2 protein-coding genes are annotated in these 995 nt (G+C 47.1%); both read left to right on the forward strand.

The annotated features are described in order from the left end of the window. The coding region (locus VZ95_RS20150) for a flagellin (RefSeq protein WP_045777451.1) at positions 1-273 on the forward strand (273 nt) is incomplete at its 5' end. 221 nt (positions 274-494) lie between these two features. Then, positions 495-995, forward strand: a 501-nt coding sequence (locus VZ95_RS20155; protein WP_156995462.1) for a hypothetical protein, incomplete at its 3' end; no start/stop codon positions are given.

A 995-nucleotide genomic window follows, 5' to 3' on the forward strand; every position in this document is an offset into this window, starting at 1 on the left:
GATTTCTTGATGTCGGGCTTGGATAACGCCATTTCGCAGAATAATTCGGCTGCGAAGTCGCTCGGTACCAACGTCGCGATCCTCAGCACCCGCCTGTCGTTCACGAAGGAATATGTGGACATTCAGAAGGAAGGTTCGGGCAAGTTGACGTTGGCCGATACGAACGAAGAAGGTGCAAACCTCGTCTCGCTGCAGACCCGTCAGCAGCTCGGCGTTCAGGCTCTGTCGTTCGCAGGCCAGACCGAACAGTCGGTTCTGCGTCTGTTCGGCTAGTCGTTGTTTTAGACTAATCAAGATTGTTATTGAGAGGAGGAGATTTATTCTCCTCCTCTTTTTTTTGAATAGGAAATGAAGATGAAGATTGGGGCGGTCGGGAAAAAGCTTTTTAAAAAGAACAAATCATTTTTTCTCAAAAAAAATCCCTGACCTAGCGTCGATTTACGAAAAAAATATTCCTGCCAATGTTGAGATCATGCAGGAAGAGGGCGATTTGGATGTCGCTATTAATGGCAAACGTTTTTTATGGGATCGACGCGCGGGCTTACGCGGCGCATCATATGGAGCTTTTTGTGGCGGCGCCCTCTGTGGCTGAGATGGGTTTGCCTTCTCCTGATGAGGGAAGGGCGCCGACGCATTTGATGATCTTTACAGAGCTGGAGAAGCGCTTTAACGCGCTCCATATGGGCGCGTCGGAAGAACCCGTTCGCATTGGCTCGGGCGCGGCTTATGTCTTCGGCCTCGGGTTGGGTTTCCATCTTAAACCCTATATGATTGAAACCCAGTGCCGTTCTCTGGTGATTATTGAGCCTGAGCCGATGTTTCTTGTTCTTTCCATGTATTTTATTGATTGGGTCGAAATATTTAAGTATGCCGATAATAAGATCGTATTTGTTTTTGAAACACTTCCTGATTATGCCTTTAATGCAGCTCGCCGATATACTGGAGCCATGAATATGGGTGTTCAGCAGTTAATTTATTATACGCAGCACTATAAA

It is taken from the genome of Elstera litoralis, assembly GCF_000963705.1.
GTDB lineage: Bacteria > Pseudomonadota > Alphaproteobacteria > Elsterales > Elsteraceae > Elstera > Elstera litoralis.